This is a genomic window from Chryseobacterium sp. R2ACT005 (genome assembly GCF_049949215.1).
In the GTDB taxonomy this organism is placed as follows: Bacteria; Bacteroidota; Bacteroidia; order Flavobacteriales; family Weeksellaceae; genus Chryseobacterium.
In genome coordinates, this window is the sequence record NZ_CP188192.1 from 4,717,326 (window position 1) to 4,732,032 (window position 14,707).

Annotated in this window: 15 protein-coding genes; 11 read left to right on the forward strand and 4 right to left on the reverse strand. The window is 35.8% G+C overall.

Annotation, left to right across the window (positions count from 1 at the left end; genetic code table 11):
* Nucleotides 1–314 precede the first annotated feature (314 nt).
* The 7 genes from rpiB to tsaB all read left to right on the forward strand — a co-directional run bounded on the left by rpiB (nt 315) and on the right by tsaB (nt 7,080).
* A complete protein-coding gene (gene rpiB, locus ACPF63_RS21665; RefSeq protein WP_426481279.1) occupies nt 315–749 on the forward strand; it encodes a ribose 5-phosphate isomerase B in 435 nt (144 codons plus the stop codon).
* Nucleotides 750–1,083: 334 nt separating this feature from the next.
* Nucleotides 1,084–3,237 carry a ribonuclease R gene (rnr, locus tag ACPF63_RS21670; protein ID WP_426481280.1) on the forward strand — a complete coding sequence of 718 codons (2,154 nt, stop codon included), beginning with the start codon at nt 1,084–1,086 and terminating at the stop codon, nt 3,235–3,237.
* Between the two features lie 247 nt (nt 3,238–3,484).
* Nucleotides 3,485–4,171, forward strand: coding sequence for a LysE family translocator (locus tag ACPF63_RS21675; protein ID WP_077413223.1), 687 nt, complete (start codon nt 3,485–3,487; stop codon nt 4,169–4,171).
* Complete coding sequence (locus ACPF63_RS21680) at nt 4,168–5,097, forward strand: S66 peptidase family protein (RefSeq protein WP_426481281.1); 930 nt, start codon at nt 4,168–4,170, stop codon at nt 5,095–5,097. Before ACPF63_RS21675 ends, ACPF63_RS21680 begins: the two co-directional genes overlap by 4 nt.
* 40 nt (nt 5,098–5,137) lie before the next feature.
* Complete coding sequence (locus ACPF63_RS21685; RefSeq protein ID WP_426481282.1) at nt 5,138–5,509, forward strand: YraN family protein; 372 nt, start codon at nt 5,138–5,140, stop codon at nt 5,507–5,509.
* 80 nt (nt 5,510–5,589) lie between these two features.
* Nucleotides 5,590–6,339 (forward strand): SDR family NAD(P)-dependent oxidoreductase, encoded by a 750-nt coding sequence (locus ACPF63_RS21690; protein ID WP_180564871.1) that lies wholly within the window; start codon nt 5,590–5,592, stop codon nt 6,337–6,339.
* A gap of 66 nt (nt 6,340–6,405) precedes the next feature.
* Nucleotides 6,406–7,080, forward strand: a complete 675-nt coding sequence (tsaB, locus tag ACPF63_RS21695) for a tRNA (adenosine(37)-N6)-threonylcarbamoyltransferase complex dimerization subunit type 1 TsaB (protein WP_077413219.1) — start codon at nt 6,406–6,408, stop codon at nt 7,078–7,080.
* 65 nt (nt 7,081–7,145) lie between these two features.
* Here tsaB and ACPF63_RS21700 read toward each other — a convergent pair whose 3' ends face one another.
* The 4 genes from ACPF63_RS21700 to ACPF63_RS21715 form a co-directional block, all read right to left on the reverse strand.
* A complete protein-coding gene (locus tag ACPF63_RS21700) occupies nt 7,146–9,713 on the reverse strand; it encodes a tetratricopeptide repeat protein (protein WP_426481283.1) in 2,568 nt (855 codons plus the stop codon).
* 150 nt (nt 9,714–9,863) lie between these two features.
* The gene (locus tag ACPF63_RS21705; RefSeq protein ID WP_426481284.1) at nt 9,864–10,427 is read right to left on the reverse strand and encodes a Maf family nucleotide pyrophosphatase; all 564 of its coding nucleotides are present in this window, start codon (nt 10,425–10,427) and stop codon (nt 9,864–9,866) included.
* 8 nt (nt 10,428–10,435) lie between these two features.
* Nucleotides 10,436–10,954, reverse strand: coding sequence for a KdsC family phosphatase (locus ACPF63_RS21710; protein WP_047380044.1), 519 nt, complete (start codon nt 10,952–10,954; stop codon nt 10,436–10,438).
* A complete protein-coding gene (locus tag ACPF63_RS21715) occupies nt 10,944–11,693 on the reverse strand; it encodes a Rossmann-like and DUF2520 domain-containing protein (protein WP_426481285.1) in 750 nt (249 codons plus the stop codon). Before ACPF63_RS21715 ends, ACPF63_RS21710 begins: the two co-directional genes overlap by 11 nt.
* A gap of 182 nt (nt 11,694–11,875) precedes the next feature.
* Here ACPF63_RS21715 and ACPF63_RS21720 point away from each other — a divergent pair, with 182 nt between their 5' ends.
* The 4 genes from ACPF63_RS21720 (at nt 11,876) to ACPF63_RS21735 (ending at nt 14,624) form a co-directional block, all read left to right on the forward strand.
* On the forward strand, nt 11,876–12,427 hold the full coding sequence (locus tag ACPF63_RS21720; RefSeq protein WP_426481286.1) for an RNA polymerase sigma factor: 552 nt from the start codon (nt 11,876–11,878) through the stop codon (nt 12,425–12,427).
* Nucleotides 12,428–12,445: 18 nt separating this feature from the next.
* The gene (locus ACPF63_RS21725) at nt 12,446–12,988 is read left to right on the forward strand and encodes a hypothetical protein (RefSeq protein ID WP_426481287.1); all 543 of its coding nucleotides are present in this window, start codon (nt 12,446–12,448) and stop codon (nt 12,986–12,988) included.
* A 6-nt stretch (nt 12,989–12,994) separates the two neighbouring features.
* A complete protein-coding gene (locus ACPF63_RS21730; protein WP_077413214.1) occupies nt 12,995–13,504 on the forward strand; it encodes a hypothetical protein in 510 nt (169 codons plus the stop codon).
* Nucleotides 13,505–13,604: 100 nt separating this feature from the next.
* Nucleotides 13,605–14,624, forward strand: coding sequence for a hypothetical protein (locus tag ACPF63_RS21735; RefSeq protein WP_426481288.1), 1,020 nt, complete (start codon nt 13,605–13,607; stop codon nt 14,622–14,624).
* Nucleotides 14,625–14,707 lie beyond the last annotated feature (83 nt).

Sequence of the window (14,707 nt, forward strand, 5' to 3'; positions counted from 1 at the left end):
AAATCCTTGTAAACCAGCTATTTCACATACTTATTAACAAATGTTGGTAACTTTGAGATCAAGTCATTATTAGTTATTTTATTATGGAAAAATCTGGGGATAGCTGAAGAAAACATCTGGAAAGTTGTGGTAAAAATTTGCGGAAAGAATTTCTATTACGAAATAAATTGATCTTTAAAAATAGAAAGTTGAGAAAAGTTTTCCACAGTTATTAACATACCTCTTAACAATTAACTCAGGGTTTACTAACACGAATTGTTATTATTCTTACCTTTGTAAGGAAATAAAATCTAATAAAGCTTAATAAGAGTATTATGAAAAGAAAAATTGCTATTGCAGCGGACCATGCAGGCTATGAATATAAGGAGATTGTTAAGAAGTATCTTTCAGAACGATTTGAAGTTCAGGATTTTGGAACGTTTTCCACAAACAGTGTGGATTATCCGGACTTTGTACACCCTGCTGCAACCTCTGTGGAAAACGGAGAAAATGAGCTTGGAATTCTTATCTGTGGAAGCGGAAACGGAGTTCAGATCACTGCAAACAAACACCAGAAAATAAGATGCGCTCTTTGCTGGATGCCGGAGATTGCAACGCTGGCAAGACAGCATAATGATGCCAATATGATTTCAATGCCTGCGAGATTTATATCAAAGGAACTGGCGATTGAGATTGTAGATAAATTTCTTTCAACAGATTTCGAAGGTGGAAGACACCAGAACAGAGTTGATAAAATTGCAGTTTGCTAAATATACTAAGGCTTGTAAATTACATTACAAGCCTTATTTATTTTTTATTCGTATATTTGCAGTGTCCAATAGAATTACATTCTATTATTCTCTAAAGCCTTTCTTATATTTGAAACATATTTAATAGAAGGTTTTTCTCTTTTCTTCTCAAGAATTGTATTAAATTTATACAAAACTAAAGCTCCCGTTCTAAGTAAACTGAAAGATAATTTCTGATGATGTACGGAAAGAATCTAATGATGAAATTGAATAACCTTTATAAGGAATGAACGGGGAAGATTTATAGAAAGGTTTTATTTTAAGTAAGACCAAAATAATTAAAAGAAAATTAAAAATGCCAAAAAAAAGAAAATATATAAGTCATAAAAATGATTTAAAAATGATGGAGATCGGAAGATTGATCCTCCGTTTTATGAATGCGAATTCATCAAAAATTTATAATTATAAGCAGATCGCTGATGGAATAGATTATAAAAATCCAAGACAAAGAGAACTTGTCATCCAGGCACTGCACAAACTTCAGGGATCTGAAAAGATCAAAGAAGTAGAAAAAGGAAAATATATAGTGAACCTGAAAATTGCAGGAACGCTTACTGGAATTATTGACTTCAACCAAAGTGGAAATGCTTACGTAAATGTGGAAGGATTGGAAGATGATGTCTTCATTCACGCCAAAAATGTGAAGGATGCTCTGCAGGGAGATAAGGTTCTTATTATAACTTATCATTATAAAGGAAAGAAATTGGAAGGTTCCGTTCTGGAGGTTTTGGAACGTACCAGAACTGAATTTGTAGGAACATTTCAGAAGGTGGCTCATAAAGATTTCGGCTTCGTTGTTTGCGATAAAAAATCAATCAATACAGACATCTTTATTTCAAAAGCAAAGTTCAACAATGCTGAAGATGGAGATAAGGTCATCGTAAAAATGACTGAATGGAGACCTGGAGATAAAAACCCTGAAGGAGAAATTATCAAGGTGCTGGGTGCTCCGGGAGAACACGAAACAGAGATCCACTCTATTCTTGCAGAATATGGCTTGCCTTACGAATTTCCACAGGAAGTTGAGGCCGATGCCGATAAAATAGACAGAAGTATTACTGATGAAGAAGCTGCAAAGCGTTGGGATATGCGTAACATCTGTACATTTACGATTGACCCTAAGGATGCGAAAGATTTTGATGATGCCTTATCCATAAGAAAACTGGAAAATGGCAACTGGGAAATTGGTGTTCATATTGCTGATGTATCTCATTATGTAGTTCCGGGAACTATTCTTGATGATGAAGCATATAAGAGAGCTACTTCAGTATATCTTGTTGACAGAGTTGTTCCGATGCTGCCGGAAGTTTTGAGTAATGATGTTTGTTCCCTTCGTCCTAACGAAGATAAATATACTTTTTCAGCAGTTTTTGAACTGAATGACGAGGCTGAAATTCAGAAACAGTGGTTTGGAAGAACGGTAATCCATTCAGACAGAAGATTTACTTATGAAGATGCTCAGGAACGTATCGAAAGCGGGCAGGGAGACCTGGCAGAAGAGATCAATACTCTTGATAAGCTGGCAAAGATTATGCGTAATGAACGTATAAGAAGAGGTGCTATTACTTTTGACAGAAGTGAAGTAAGATTCAATCTTGATGAAAATAATGAACCGATTGGAGTTTACTTTAAAATAAGCAAAGACTCGAATCACCTGATTGAAGAATTCATGCTTTTAGCCAATAAAAAAGTATCTGAATATGTTTCTCTGAGCAGAAAAGGTGAAATCACCAACAATACATTTATTTACAGGGTTCATGATGATCCGGATCCTGCAAAATTAGAATCGTTAAGAGACTTCGTTGCTACTTTCGGATACAAAATGGATCTGGCCAATACCAAAAAGGTTGCCGCATCTTTAAATAAACTTCTTCATGATGTGAAAGGAAAAGGAGAAGAAAACATGATTGAAACACTTGCAATGAGAAGTATGAGCAAAGCGGTGTATTCTACTGAACCTATTGGCCACTATGGCTTAGGTTTTGAGTATTACAGTCACTTTACCTCTCCTATCCGTCGTTATCCGGATTTGCTTGCACACCGTCTTCTTCAGCATTATCTGGACGGAGGAAAATCTCCAAACAGAGGGGAACTTGAAGATAAAGCAAAACACTGCAGTGCCATGGAAAGACTGGCTGCAGATGCGGAAAGAGACTCTATCAAGTTTATGCAGGTGAAATTCATGGAAAAACACCTGGGAGAAACTTTCAGAGGGGTTATTTCCGGAGTGGCAGAATTCGGTTTCTGGGTTGAAATTCCTGAAAACGGAGCGGAGGGACTGATCAAACTTAGAGACCTTGTAGACGACTCATATATGTATGATGCAAAATCCCATGCGGTATACGGAATAAGACACGGAAACAAGTATCAGTTGGGAGATGAAGTTCAGATCAAAGTGGTAAAAGCTAATCTGATTCAGAAGCAGCTTGACTTCCAGATTGTGAAGTAAGAAATAGGTCTTAAAATAAGACTCCAGATAAAATTATAAAGAGGCTGAATGTTCATGAACATTCAGCCTTTTATTTTTTGAAGCAAAAAACTTTTGAATATACCCTCCTCTCCTATTTTCTTAAAAAATTTACATTAAACTCTCCTTAAAATCCACTTGATATATCACAACTTTATTGAATAATTAAATCATAAAGTATAACTTTGTATAAAACGAAATGAATTTTTTTCATTTTAAAACACATTAAATGCTAGAACTTGTACTATCGGCGGTCATATTAGGATTCATGCTGAGCTTGGTTTTTATAGGACCTATATTTTTCCTGTTAATAGAAACCAGCTTTTCCAGAGGCCCAAAACATGCCTTATCATTGGATCTTGGAGTTATCACTGCAGATTTATTATGTATTGTAGCGGCGTATTATGCCAGTACAGATATTGTAGCTTTAATTGATAAACATCCGGGCTTCTACAGGATCACTTCCATTCTTATTTTTATTTATGGGATTGTGATGCTGGTTACCAAAACCAAGATGCATATGCCTGGTGAAGAGAAGATTATTGGCCAAAATTATATTAAAACATTTTTCAATGGTTTTTTCTTTAATCTTTTAAATGTAGGAGTCATCCTTTTCTGGCTGGTAACGGTAATTTCTGTGAGGAATCAATATCCGGACACCAGCAGTTTTATTTTATACATAGGGATCGTACTGGCCACTTACCTTTCAATAGATCTTGCTAAAATATTTCTTGCCAAGCAATTTCACGATAAATTAACACAAAAGCTGGCCAACCAAATCAGAAGAGTTGTCGGCTGTATTCTTATTATCTTCAGTTTCTTTATCTTCCTGCAAAGTTTCAAAAAGTTCAATCAGTTTGAAAGACAACTGGAGGAAGCAGAAAAGAAAGAAGTAAAATATCAAAAAACAGAATGAAAAAAATGATCTTTCCAAAGTCCCTTAAAAAAGGTGACAAAATAGCTGTTATTTCCCCTGCAGGAGCGGTAGATGCCTCTCAAATGGAAAAGGGAATAGAAATGATTAAAAGTAGAGGTTTTGACCCCATTCTCGGGGAACATCTTTACACCAGATTTTCAAACGGATATAATTATGCCGGAACAGAACAGGAAAGAATAAAAGATATCAACTGGGCTCTAAATGATACAGAAATCAGAGCGGTATGGGCTTCCAGAGGAGGCTATGGCTGTCAGCACCTGATTCAGCACCTAAAAATGAAGGGTTTTACAGAAAATCCAAAATGGTATATCGGGTATTCTGATAATACGGTTATACAAAGCTATCTGTTAAAGAAAGGCTTTGCATCCATTCATGGGCAGACCATTAAAACATCAAGTTTCGGCGTTACTGATGAAAGCTATGATCTGATCTTTGATATCCTCAAAGGAAAAACTCCAAAATACACCCTTGAATCAAATCAATTCAATAAAGAAGGGAATATTGAAGGAGACTTGGTTGGAGGAAATTTAGCCCTTATCTATGCCCTTTTAGGAACAAAATATTCTTTTGACTTTAAAGATAAAATCTTGTTTATTGAAGATATCGGAGAAAATTTCTATGCCCTGGATCGCATGATTATGAGTCTGGAGCTGGCAGGAGTCTTCAGTAAGATCAAAGGACTTATCGTTGGCGGGATGACTAATATGGGAGACGAAAAGGAAAATAAAAGCTATGAAGAAAGCTTTGATAAATTTGCCTATAAACTGATCTCGGAGAGAATTTCAAAATATAAATTCCCTGTAGTATTTGCTTTCCCGAATGGACACATTAAAGATAACCGGCCACTTTTAATTGGTGGTAATCTTAAAATGAAGGTTGGAACTAAAGTAAAGCTCGAATTTTAAAAAGACGACTCTCCTATCTTCAAACTCTTAAATACAAAATATGGCTGATCACAACGATTTTGGAAAAATAGCAGAAGATATGGCCGCCGGTTATCTTCAGAAAAAAGGCTGCAAAATCCTTGTGAGAAATTACCGTTTTCAAAAAGCGGAGATTGATATTATTGCTGAAAAAGATGATCTGATTATCATAGTGGAAGTGAAAGCAAGATCTACTGATGCATTTATGCTCCCTCAGGAAGCTGTAACCAAAGCAAAAATAAAATCAATTGTTTCTGCAGCCAATCATTATCTCGAAGAATTTAATAAAGATAACGAAGTCAGATTTGATATTATCTCCGTTCTTCCTGATGAAAACAGAAACTTAAAAGTTGACCACATAGCTGATGCTTTTCAGGCATTGGATGCAAATTAATAAATCAATAACAATGTATGAAAGGAATAATATCATACTCCAGGTAAAGTATTCCATTCATATCGTTAATAAGCAATTTTATGAAGACAATATTAATCACCGGAGCAACTTCCGGTATAGGTAAAGCCACTGCAGAACTTCTTGCAAAACAAGGAAACAGAATCATCATCTGTGGAAGAAGAAGTGAAGTACTGGAAGCTGTAAAATCAGAGCTATCTCAGTATACCGAAATATTTAGTTTATTGTTTGATGTAAGGAGTCTTAAAGAAGTGGAAGCAGCCATTGATTCGCTTCCGGAAAACTGGAAAGAGATTGATGTTCTGATCAATAATGCAGGAAATGCTCATGGGTTGGACCCTCTTTCTGCCGGAAAGACTGATGACTGGGATTCTATGATTGACGGGAATGTAAAGGGACTACTCTATGTTTCTAAAATGATCATCCCGATTATGAAAACTAAAAATTTAGGTCATATAATAAATATAAGTTCTGTAGCGGCAAGGCAAACCTATGCGAATGGAGTAGTGTACTGTGCAACGAAGAAAGCTGTAGACGTTATTTCAGAAGGAATGAGACTGGAGCTTACGGAATTTGGGATCAAAGTAACCAATATTCAGCCGGGAGCTGTAGAAACCGATTTCTCTTTGGTAAGATTTAAAGGTGACAGTGAAAAAGCTTCAACAGTGTATGCAGGCTATGATGCTTTGAAAGCTGAAGATATTGCGGATGCCATTGCTTATTGTGTGAATGCTCCGAAACATGTTACCGTTTCAGACATGACAATCTACCCGAGTGCTCAGGCAGAACCGAGAACGATTTATAGAAAATAGTCAAAATAATGGACTAAATTTGCAGAATATTAAAAGCAATTTTGCTGTTTAGCTTAAAACAAAAAAATGAAAATTCTATATCTGGAAACATCTTCCAAAAACTGTTCAGTAGCAGTATCAGACAATGAAAAACTGCTGTGTGTATGTGAAGAAGTTTCTGAAAATTATAAACAATCTGAAAGCCTTCATACCTATGTAGAATGGGCGTTGGAAGGGGCTGGAATTGCTCTTAAAGATATCGAAGCCGTTTCTTTGGGGAAAGGTCCCGGATCTTACACAGGCTTGAGGATTGGTGCAGCCTCTGCAAAAGGATTCTGCTATGGTCTTAAAGTTCCATTGATTGCTATAAACTCCCTTGAAAGCATGATAGAGCCTTTTTTAGGCAATAACTATGATTTTATAGTGCCTTTGATTGACGCGAGGAGAATGGAGGTGTATACGGCCGTTTATGATGGAAATACGGGAAAAGAATTATCTGAGACTGAAGCCAAGATTTTGGACGAAACTTCTTTTGAAGAATTCAGAGATAAAAAAGTATTGTTTGTAGGTGATGGTGCCAAGAAAGCAAAAGAGATTCTGAATCTTCCTGATGCTGTTTTTAACGAGAATGTGTATCCTTCTGCGAAATATCTTATCAAAAAGACATTGGAAAAAATAGGAAATAAAGAATTTGAAGATATGGCTTATTTTGAGCCTTTCTATCTCAAAGATTTCCATGGAGTAAAGAAGAAGAACCCGTAAGATTATTAGTTCAAATAATAAATAACTGCAAAAAAAAGCGAAGAGTAGATCTTCGCTTTTTTATTTTATTGAGGTCTTGGCGGTGCCTTTGACCCTGGTTTGGTTTCTGTTGATTTTTTATTTTTTTGCTGCTGCTGGTCAGGATTTCCCATATTCAGAGTTTTTGTACTGATATTTTCCAGCTTTTGTACTTTTCCATTGTTCATTTGCGGAATACCGGTGTTCTGGGCATTAGGTTGTACAGGTGCTCCTGCGGGTTGTTGAGGGACAGCATTTCCTTTATTATCCGTTGCCTGGAAGCTGAGGTCGCTTTTCAGATAAATCAGCATTTCTTTAGCTCTTATCCCTTCAGGAGTTTTAGAATAATTCAGGGCAATCTGTTCAAGCTGCAGAATCATTACTTCCTTTCCACTGGATTTTCCTGCATTGAATGCATTGAGCAGGTACAGTTTAGGAACTAGTGCATCTTTAGGAAATTTTTGAAGAGTCTGATCTATAACCTCCTTACTTTCCAAAAATTTTTCTGATTCAAATAAGGCATATGCTTTTTTATATTCATTTTCAACTTCCTCCGTTGATTTTACGAACGATTTGTTTTTAGGATTTCTGGCAAATTCAGCATAAGAAGTGTAAGGATAATCCGCCAACAGAATTTGTTTCGCTTTTTCAGATGCCTGTGGATTTTTCTCATAATTCATGGCAAAAATCTCATACAATGCCTGTAGCATTACCTTTTCTTCCGGTTTTACATCTACAAGATCATACAGCGTTTTTGTCGCCAGGGGAGTGTTGGTAAAATAATTCTGATACATGATTCCCAGACCTAATGAAGCGGTATCTCTGTCCTTTTTCAATTGGGATAATTTACCCTGATCTGTTGGGATCTGCTCAATATAGTAAGAAGGTTCAAAACGTCTAGGATTAGGTGCTGAAGTTACCCCCAACGCTTCATTCTTCATATCTTCAATGGAAGCCATTTTCTTGGAAAAACGCCAGTTATCAGCAAGAGCACGATCTCCCCAAACTTGTTTAAAGGTGGATGTTCCTTTGCTTACAGTACCGGTATTTCCGAAGTAAAATCCTTTGGTAGTCACTCCGAAATCCTCAAAAGCATTGGAGCTGTTGGCAAAAATAGAATTAGCGCTATAATCTCCGGTATCAAATCCTTTGTTCCTTTCTGCGCGTCTTCTTTCCTGTTCCTCTTTTTCTTCTTTAATCTTTAATTTTGCTATATATTTTGTGAAATAGTCTGTTTTCTGGCCTTCATCCATCTTTGCCAGTGAAAGAATACTGTCATTCTTTTTGATCAGATAATAATTCCTTGAGATCTTTTTGATGTAGGCAGACTGATCTTTTAAAAGGATTTTTGATGGCTCATACGTCATTACGGCAAGCGCAGAATCATAATAGCTTCCGGCCCCGATGTAATCATTCTTGTCAAGATAGCTTTTTCCTATTTCGTAATAAGCCAATCCACGGATCTGAGGGTCAGACACCTTTTCAAACAGTGATTTTCTGAAGAATTGCTGGGCTTCTTCTTTTTTTCCTGCTTTGTTGGCCATTAAGCCTAAAGCATAATAAAATTCATTTTTTCTGGAACCATAAGTACCTTTTTTACTGATTCCTTCCAGATAGTTTTTGGCTCCGGCATAGTCACCTTTACCATTAAAAGTTTTAGCAATGGCAATCTGAGATTTTACTTCAAATTCAAAATCATTGGCATATTTATATGCTGCGGTATAGCTTTCTCTTGCTTTATCATTCTGGTTTAGATTTTCTAAAACCTGGCCTCTCAGATAAGCAATTCTACTCTTTAGTTTTCTGTTGCTGTTCAGTTCAAAAGCTTCATCAAGCTCTTTTGCTGCCTCTTCCTTTTTACCTGCATCCAGCAGAGATTCAGAGTAATAGATGCTCAGCAGTTTTGCATAGCTTTTATTAATGTCTTCTCCTTTCAGTTTAGCAAAAGTTTCATGAGCTCTGTGATAATCTTTGATTTGGTCATAGGCAAGCCCCTGATAAATTCTTGCCAGCGCAATTCTTTTATCATCTTTCATGTGGGTGAACACATAATTAAGAGCATCCAGCGCTTCCAGAGATTTACCTCTATAAATTCTCGCTTGGGCAAGAATCATATAGGCATCGAAAATCTGCTTGTTTTTCTCTTCGCCGTTTCTGGTCACAGAATATTTATTAATCGCTTTTAAAGCTTTTGCTTCCGCAATTTCAAGTGTAGTAGCACCTTTACCTTGTTCTCCTTCAGGCCTTTCAGGGGTATTTCCCTGAGGTCCGCCAGGGATATTCGGCACTCCGGAATTTCCTCTTCCTGAAGGTTTGTTGGCTACTTCAGCCATTTTCATGGAATTTTCGGCAAAAGCCTCTGATTGTCCAAGATCACTTCCCAAAGGTTGTTCTTCATAGGTAAGAATAGGTATATAAGGAGCATAAAAATTGTCTTTATGTCCCTTATCTCTGGTTGTAAACTCACTGTTTAACGCATCTTTCGCATTAAAAAGAGTGTTGTAATATGTGGAAAATCCTTTCAATAGTTTTGATCGCTGCTCCGGCTTTTTTGTTTTGGTAGCACAGGAAGCAACAAGGCATATCACTAAAAGGAATAATATATTCTTTTTCATTATTCAATTATAACTTGCTAATCTGCTTTTTATTATCAGCAATTTGATGATTTTGTAAAAATAATAAAATTTTATAATGAATAATATTTATATTTCTTGTGGAAATATTTTATTTCTTCTTTAACTGATATTCGAAACTTCAATAATTTCTTAAATCAGGGAGGTTTCTTTCAATATTTTATAAACAAGATGGGTAGGAAGTCCCATAATGGTATAAAAACTTCCTGTAAGGCTGGTGATCTTTGCCATTCCCAGCCATTCCTGAATACCATAGCTGCCCGCTTTATCAAAAGGCTTATAGTTTTGAACGTAATAGTTTATTTCCTCATCGGAGAGCTCATCAACTGTAACGTCAGCAACATCAGTTTCTGTAATGGATTTATCTGCAGTTTTGATGGTGATTCCTGTATATACCTGGTGAGTTTTTCCGGAAAGGCTCTGAAGCATTTTGTAAGCATCAGCTTCATCTTTTGGTTTCCCAAGAATCTGATTGTCAATGGCTACAACAGTATCAGCGGTCAGCAGAACTTCATCTGCTTCCAAGTGTCTGAAAGCATCTGCTTTTAAATCAGATAGGTAAGCTGCAGCTTCTTCTATTTTTATATGTTCCGGAAGAATTTCTTCACAGTCTATTTTTACAACTTCAAATTCAAAACCCAGGTTGGAAAGAAGCTCCTTTCTTCTTGGCGATTGAGAGGCTAAAAGTAATTTCATACCGGTAATTATACAGATTGAGTATTATCGTCATGCCAGTTTCCCTGAACCTTCATCACCTGTTCAATCACATCACGTACTGCTCCGGTTCCTCCTTTTTTCGGGGAAATATAATCGGAGATTCCTTTTACTTCAGGAACTGCATTTTCAGGACATGCCGCAATAGCCGAACTTTCCATAATATGAATATCCGGAAGATCATCACCCATAGTCAGGATTTCTTCATTTTTAAGATTGTGTTTTTTCTTAAAATCTTCAAAATCATCTATTTTGTTGTGGGATTTCGGATAGTAATCCTGGATACCCAGGTAATTGATTCTGTGTTTTACCATTTCATCATTTCCACCGGTAATCACTCCAATCAAATAATTGTTTTTTAATGCTTTCACTACTGCATATCCGTCCAGAACATTCATTACTCTGCACATATTTCCTCCGGGAAGAAGATAAACACTTCCGTCTGTGAAAACGCCGTCAACATCAAATACAAATGCCTTAATATCTTTTAATTTCTCTTTATAACTCATACATTTTCTGAATAGAATGATTCATTGTTTTATAAATTTTAAGACTTTCGTCTTTTAATAACTGTTCATGCAGCTGTAAAATTCTTACATCATTTCTCACTGCAGGGCCAGTCTGTGCCTGTTTGGGTTCAATTTCATAAATTTTCTGAACCGTTTCATCAATCAGCGGTAAAAAATAATCAAACGGAATATCCTGAGAATCCGAAATTTCTTTAGCCCTTGAAAAAAGATGATTCACAAAATTACAGGCGAAAACAGCCGTTAAATGAATATATTTTCTTTTTTCGTGGCTGCTTTCCATTACTTTCTCTGAAATCTGTGAAGCGAGATCAATCAATATCTTCTGGTCTCCCTCATTTTCTGCTTCTACGAAGAATGGTATTTTTTCATACTCCAGTTCTTTTGATTTTGAAAAAGTCTGCAAAGGGTAGAAGCTTGCTTTCCTGTATTCACCGAACAGGATTTCTTTTGGAAGTGATCCCGATGTATGGGCAACCAGACAATCTTTTTTGGTAATGATCTTTGAAACTTCTTCTACAGAATTATCACTGACACAGACGATATAAAGATCTGCCTCTTCCAGATGATCTGTGGAATACGGAATATTTAATTCTTCTGAAATTTTACTTAATTCTTTTTCGTTCCTGCCAAAAATCTGGGCCAGGGGAATACTTTTCAAAGTGAAAGCTTTTGCCATATGATAGGCAACATTTCCGGAACCGATGATTACAATTTGCATATAACAAATATAAGATTTTAAGCTGAGCCGGAAAAGGAAGATGTCCTCAGAAATCCCACACTTCAATATAGGCACGTTTATTGCGTAAGTGTCTCATATTATTTTAAATATTTAAATTGAAAATTGAAGTTTTAATTTAACTTTCAGTTATTTTTGTAATCCAAAACAATGTAAGGCATCTCATGAAGATTAAGGACGCGGAAATTATTTCGTTGATGCAGAATCCACGGACCCAGGATAAAGGTGTCCGGGCCTTGATGGATGCCTATCAAAGCAGATTGTACTGGCATATAAGAAGAATTATTGTGGACGGAGATCTTGCACAGGATACTTTGCAGGAAGCTTTTATTAAAGCTTATCAAAATTTTCATCAGTTCAAAAATGATAGCCAGTTGTATACCTGGTTGTATAGAATTGCAACCAACGAAGCATTGCAGCAGGTGAATAAAATGAAGAAGATGCAGAAAACTGATGAAGATCCGGAGTATCACATGCAGAATCTTGTAGCTGATAATACGGAAGGAGATGCCGAAGAAATACAGCTTTTGCTGCAGAACGCCATACAAAGCCTGCCCGAAAAGCAGAAACTGGTATTTATGATGCGGTATTATGATGATTTACCCTACGAAGAAATATCGAAAATTGTAGATATGTCGGTAGGAACATTGAAAACAAATTATCATTATGCCAAACAAAAAATAGAAGATTATATTAAAGAAAATTACGAAAGATAATTTTTTGACCCAACAAAGATGAAAGAGTTCGACATAGAAAAATTAGAGCGTAAAAACATTTACACAATTCCTGATAATATGTTTGAAAATATTCAGGAGAACGTTATGAATGATATAAAGACAAGTAAAAAAGCACCTGTCTTTAAGCTGAACTGGATGTATGCTGCAGCGGCATCACTGGCTTTGATTTTTGGAGCAACTTATGTTTTTAATTCAGATAATGATTCTACACAAAAAGGATTGAATTCTGAAACAACATATACAGCCAATACCAAAGAACCAAAAACAGAGGGCGAGCTTGCTTACGAAACTTTAAAATCTGATTTAACTTCTGTTGAAAATAACAATCAAACAGTTGGAAATCAAAAGAGTAACAATGTTTATGCTTCTAAAAATGTAAGCGAAACTGAAAAAACAATCGAGACACCCAAACCGGTGAAAACCGTGAATAAAAAAGTAGAAACACAAATGAATGAATATCTGGACTCGTTTTCTAACTCTGAAATTGCAGAGCTAGCAAGTAATTCGACTCAGGACGTTTATTTGGATATTTATAATTAAAAGAAAATGAAAAAGATATTATTGACGTTTTTGATTATTTATGGCTTTGGATTAAATGCCCAAAGGACTGATTACGACTGGAAAAAGATGGACCCTAAGGAAAGGAAGGAAGTCATCAATAATCTTTCTCCGGAAGAGAGAAAAGAGCTCCTGAAAAAATTCAGGAACAATATGATTATGGATAATCTGAATGTCGATCCAGGTGATAAAGCCGAATTTACACAATTGTATAACGAATATCTGGATAGCCAAAAGCAAATCAAAAGTCAGTTTAATTCAAGCTTTGATCCTGAAACTCTAACGGATGAAGAAGCAAAGGCCAAATTGCAGCAAAGCTTTGAAGTAGGACAAAAACTGTTAGATAACAGAAAAAGATATGCAGAAAAAATGCAGCAGGTAATTCCCTGCCAGAAAGTTCTGAAGTTGTTTCAATCCGAGAAAATGATGAAGGATAAAATGGATGAAAGAAAACCTCATGGAAACAATAATGCTTCGGGGCCTAGACAAAACCCATAATAGTTTATTTTTTTAATGTTGGACGGCTCTTACAGATCTTTCTGTGAGAGCCGTTTAATTTTTACAACAAAAAAAATTACTTTTACCAGAAAGTTCACATATGAAAAAAACACTTTTCTTTTTATTATTTTCGATGGTATTATTGGGACAGAAAATAGAAACAATTGATCTTTCAAAATCTATTAAAGATAATAAAAACTCTATTAAAAGTTTTACGGTGATAGATCAAAGAGCAAATCAGGAAGTCGGAATGGTCATGTATCATAAAGACGAGGTGAAAATTATTTTCGAAAATAATGCCGGCAAAGACATAACAGATTGGTTTTATAAATACAATCCGGTAAGAGGAAATAATGACATGGTTCTTTTGCTGGAAAGGTTGAATATCTCAGAAGACAAAAAAGAAAAATACTCTATCGGAAAGCTTGAATTAAGAGCAAGTACATTTATTAAGAAAGAAGATGGATATCATTTTATTGACAGAAAAGATACAATAGCAACAGTTTCATCACGTATAACGCCCTATTTAGCCCAAAGCCTTTCCAGAAAAGCGACTTTAATTCTTACTGATCTGTTTAAAGAATCTTATAAAGGAGAACCATGGGAATTTAGTGTTTCGGAAAGTGATCTTCCTAGCTATGGCTCTCTATTAAAAGAAAAACTTAGCATCCTGAACGCAAACGAATTGAAAGAAGGGGTGTACAAAGATTATTACAGTTTCTTTACCCATAATCCTGAACCCGGATTTACTTTGCAGGCTAATGATAAAGGAGTGGTGACAAAAGCAGTAAAAGGAGAGGAGAAAACGGGGATAAGACGTTTTTACGCTTTTGTGTATAAAGGGATAGCATATAAAAATATTCCTGTTGGTTACACTGAGATTTTTAAAGATGAGAACGGTGTTTTTATTGAAGTAACAAAAGCAGAACTATTTCCTGAAACAACTGCAAGTGGTGTCACCATTGGAGTTGCTGCAGGTGGTTTGGTGGGAGGTGTTTTTGGCGCGGTCATAGATGTTAGTCTCTCAAATAAAAAAAAGAATACTTTAGGCCCCAAAGTTTATCTTGATCCTTTTACAGGAAATTACCTGTTGCCGGAAGACTTTGGTAAAACCAAATAATATCGAAAAAAGGGAAAAATTGAGCTTCTCTTCTTATTGTTATCTGTGTTTCAGTTAAAAGAAAGAATTAGAATGAAAAATTC